The organism is Candidatus Megaera venefica (assembly GCF_034554655.1).
GTDB classification, from domain to species: Bacteria; Pseudomonadota; Alphaproteobacteria; order Rickettsiales; family Rickettsiaceae; genus Megaera_A; species Megaera_A venefica.
Genome location: NZ_JARJFB010000145.1, coordinates 1 through 4,209, shown reverse-complemented (window position 1 = coordinate 4,209; position 4,209 = coordinate 1). Strand labels below are relative to the sequence as shown.

General features: G+C 38.1%; 2 protein-coding genes and 1 pseudogene. All 3 read right to left on the bottom strand.

The genetic code is table 11. The features are described from left to right. Window positions 1–103: 103 nt before the first annotated feature. Window positions 104–1,366, bottom strand: a pseudogene (gltX, locus tag Megvenef_RS07710) (glutamate--tRNA ligase); the annotation flags it as partial. Between the two features lie 356 nt (window positions 1,367–1,722). After that, complete coding sequence (gene ftsH, locus Megvenef_RS07705; protein ID WP_322777377.1) at window positions 1,723–3,654, bottom strand: ATP-dependent zinc metalloprotease FtsH; 1,932 nt, start codon at window positions 3,652–3,654, stop codon at window positions 1,723–1,725. A gap of 10 nt (window positions 3,655–3,664) precedes the next feature. After that, window positions 3,665–4,075 (bottom strand): hypothetical protein, encoded by a 411-nt coding sequence (locus Megvenef_RS07700; RefSeq protein WP_322777376.1) that lies wholly within the window; start codon window positions 4,073–4,075, stop codon window positions 3,665–3,667. Between the last annotated feature and the right edge of the window lie 134 nt (window positions 4,076–4,209).

Here is a 4,209-nt window from a genome sequence, read left to right as displayed (position 1 = left end):
TAATGCTTCAAGGCAGCAACTAATATATGAAGCAATGGGTTGGAATATACCTAAAATGGTGCACATCCCTCTTATTCACGGGTCAGATGGTGCTAAATTAACCAAGCTTCATTTGATTCTCTACTGCTACTTCTGTTAAAACAACCTGTATATTATCCTTATTAAATTTTGCAATATTATCAATTTTGTCCATTACTTTATCAATAATACCAGAATCACATTCATCTATTAAAAATTTTGCTTCGTCTGTATATTTAATCGCACTATCAACTATGAATATATTCGCTAAATCTACTAGGTCTGTGACCAACTCTGCTCTTGGTTTCATTGCCTCTAGACCTAGTTTAATATTATTTTTAGATTCTGCACTCAAGTTCTGATCTAAATTTTCAAAAATAAGTTTAGCAAGATCTTCATCATTCATAGACCTCAGATAATAAGCATTCATGTGCTTCATTTTAGCAAAATCAAGACGTGCTGGTGACTTACCCATACCATCTATTCCGAACCATTTAATCGCCTGCTCTCTTGATATTATTTCGTTATCACCATGTGACCAACCAAGTCTTAGCAAGTAGTTATTTAGCGCAAAAGGCAAATATCCCATTTCTTTATAGTTTTCAACACCAAGAGCACCATGACGCTTGGATAATTTAGCACCATCTGACCCGTGAATAAGAGGGATGTGCACCATTTTAGGTATATTCCAACCCATTGCTTCATATATTAGTTGCTGCCTTGAAGCATTATTTAGATGGTCATCTCCTCTGATTATATGAGTAATATCCATATCATGGTCATCAACCACTACTGCAAGCATATAGGTTGGTGTTCCGTCCCCTCGAAGAAGAACCATATCATCAAGGTGAGAATTTTGTACAACCACCTTACCTTGCAACAAATCATTTACAGTTGTTTGCCCGTCTCGCGGAGCCTTTATTCTAATTACCGGTTTAATATCAATTGGGTATTGATCAGAAGACTTATCGCGCCATGGAGAATGAAAAATAAAATGCTCTTTATCTGATAAAGCTTTTTCCCGCATTTCTGCAATTTCATTTTGAGATGAAAAACAATAATAAGCTTTGCCCATTTCAACTAGTTTATGAGCAACTTCTCTATGTCTATTAGCCCTTTCTGATTGATATATGACTTCTTCATCATGCTTAATATTAAGCCACTCAAGAGAAGTTAGGATCGCCTGTTTAGCTTCCTCGGTTGACCTTAAAGAATCAGTATCTTCAATTCTAAGTAGGAATTTTCCACCCTGATGATGGGCAAATAAATAGTTAAACAAAGCTGTTCGTGCACCACCAATATGTAAATATCCAGTAGGTGAAGGAGCAAATCTAGTTCTTACACTCATATATTTTAATAATTTGATTAATATAGAAACGCAACAGAAAATTCTAATGATCGTTCTGAATACACATAACTAAATCTTCAGGCCGGACTCTAAATCGTCATCCTGAATTTATTGGGTTTCGCTTGCCTTTGGTCCAGGATCACAACTCATTCAATACGTCATCCTGAACTTGTTTCAGGATCTTCTTGGGGCCTCCCGAGATACCGAGTCAAACCAGGTATGACTATGTGCGACTGCCCTAGTACCTGATCAAGCCCAAGGAGGTGGCTCAAGTATTTACAAAGATGCCTTGTGTCACTAGGTGCAAGAAGATTACCCTGATAAGTTGCTTTCTCGTAATCCCTTCTATATTCCCCCTACTCTTTCTTTGCTTTAGCCTTAGGCTCTTTCAGAAGTGCTTTTTTAGGAGTAATAGCCGCCTCTTCTTTGCTACCACCTCCCTTCTTACTACCAGCTATAGCCGGAAACTCTGGATCATTTTCACTATCAAGCGGAAGTCCTAGTAATAAATTCTTTATTTGTTTACCACTAAGTGTTTCTTTCTCAATCAAAGCATTTGCCAAAGTGTGTAGCTGACCTATATGAGTTGTAAGGATATGCTTAGCAAAATTATACCCCTCATCCACTATTCTTTTAATTTCTTTATCTATTGCTTCAGACGTTTTCTCGGATCTAGTTTTATCTCCTGATCCTCCTGACGCATACATATCTTCATTACTTCTGCCATGAAATACTGGACCAACTTCTTCACTAAGCCCCCATTCTGTGACCATCGCTTGAGCCATTCTAGTCGCCATCTTAATATCAGACGATGCTCCAGATGTTACTTTTTCTCTACCAAAAATAATCTCCTCAGCAACCCTTCCAGCCATAGCAACAGCTATATCAGCTTTCATTTTCTCTAATGCCATTGAAAGGCGATCACTTTCTGGTAATCTCATCACCATCCCAAGAGCTCTACCACGAGGAATAATTGTAGCTTTGTGTATCGGATCAGATGCTGGACAATGCAATCCTACAAGGGCGTGCCCCCCCTCATGGTATGCCGTTAGTTTTTTCTCTGCATCAGACATAATAAGAGAGCGCCTTTCAACCCCCATCATTACTTTGTCTTTTGCTTCTTCCATGTCGTGCATATCAACTGTTTTTTTACCCCGTCTTGCAGCAATTAAAGCTGACTCATTTACTAAATTTTGCAGCTCAGCTCCTGAAAAGCCAGGGGTACCTCTAGCAATAACTCTAGGATCGACTTTATCTGAGTGCTTAATTTTTTTCATATGAACTTTCAAAATCTGTTCACGACCATTTAAATCCGGATTAGATACGGTAATTTGTCGGTCAAACCTGCCCGGACGGAGCAAAGCTGGATCTAAAACATCCGGCCTATTAGTTGCAGCAATAATTACCACACCTTCATTTGACTCGAACCCATCCATCTCAACCAACATTTGGTTAAGCGTCTGCTCACGCTCATCATTACCACCACCAAGACCAATACCTCTATGACGACCAACAGCATCAATTTCATCGATAAATATTATGCATGGGGCATTTCTTTTTCCCTGCTCAAACATGTCTCGTACACGGCTTGCACCAACACCAACAAACATTTCAACAAAATCAGAACCCGAAATACTAAAGAATGGTACGTTAGCCTCACCTGCAATCGCCTTAGCAAGAAGTGTTTTACCAGTTCCAGGAGGCCCAATTAGCAAACAACCTTTCGGAATTTTCCCACCTAGTTTTTGGAATTTGCTTGGATTTCTTAAGAAATCAACTATCTCAGATAATTCCTCTTTGGCTTCATCAATACCCGCAACATCAGCAAAGGTAATCTTTGGGCCTTTATCCGAAATCAGTTTTGCTTTAGATTTTCCAAAGCCCATACCTTTACTTCCACCTTGCATCTGGCGCATAAAAAATACCCACACTCCTATTAGGAGGAGCATAGGAAACCAAGAGACAAATATACTAAATAAAGAATTCATTTTTGTATCTGGTGGCGTCACGTCAATATGTACCCCATTGATACTTAATTTATCTATTAACCCAGGATAATCAGCTGCATAAGTTGAAAAAGCTGTACCATCAGCAAGCACCCCTTCTAAGCTCCTTCCCTGTATTTTTACAGAATTTACCTGACGCTCATCTACTTTATTTAGAAAATCAGAAAACGCTAATGACTCTGCTCTACCAGAGACACCATCCCCTTGCAAAGCATTAAAGGTCATGATCATTAAAATGAAAATAAATATCCAAATAAAAATTTGTTTGTTCTGATTGTTCATTAAATTTTTCCTATAAGAAATGGGTAAATCGTGAAATAAAGTGGGGCCTAAAAATAACCTTCAACGCTCCTTCAAGTTCAGTCTCATCATAGTAAGATATATGGGGAATTGCTACGATTTTTTCAAGGCTTTTAATTACTGGTATGGTAAATAAAATAAGTTTATGGCTATTATCCACAATCAGCGACAACTCACTAAGATCAAACCGATCTCTTTTTTGTATATATTCTAGTAACGTTAATTTGCCAACACTATACTCTGATTTGCTACATTCGATGATAAATCTATTGTCCCAATATGTATTGGGATGATCCAGTTTAATTTGAGTTAGTTGTATTTCTTGCTGTTCTCTTAATACCAACAACTTGCCTTTAATTTGCTTTAAAAGGCAACCATGCAGGCTATTGTCAATTTTCTGCATTGTTTTAAGTTTATGTATTATTTGCTTGGTACTACGAAATCTAGGTAAATGGTCTTGGTGGTGGTAATGATGAGCGTGAGCAGACGCTTAACCAAATGTTGGTTGAGATGGATGGGTTCGAGTCAAATGAAGGT